1 pseudogene is annotated in these 234 nt (G+C 69.7%); it reads right to left on the bottom strand.

The annotated features are described in order from the left end of the window. Window positions 1–234 (bottom strand): annotated as a pseudogene (locus SB753_RS41580) (hypothetical protein); the annotation flags it as partial.

Genomic DNA, 234 nt, shown 5'->3' with positions numbered 1-234 from the left:
CGCCTTGTACGGATTGAGCGAGCCGGCGCTGACGAAACCGAGTGCATCGTCGGCGGCTGCGCCGTTGCGCATCACATGCCCCGAACCCACGCGCGACGAACGCACGACGGCGACGCCCTGCGACGCTGCATCGGCGAGTGCCTGCGCAAGCGACGCGTGAATCGAACCGTTGCCCGTGCCCGCCACCACGATGCCGCGCGCCGCCAGCTGGTCCCCGATCTCCATCACGCTGAG

It is taken from the genome of Paraburkholderia sp. SIMBA_053, from assembly GCF_046534895.1.
Taxonomy (GTDB): domain Bacteria; phylum Pseudomonadota; class Gammaproteobacteria; order Burkholderiales; family Burkholderiaceae; genus Paraburkholderia; species Paraburkholderia caledonica.
The sequence above is the reverse complement of the archived record's forward strand: the minus strand, read 5'-3'. Positions and strand labels throughout refer to the sequence as shown.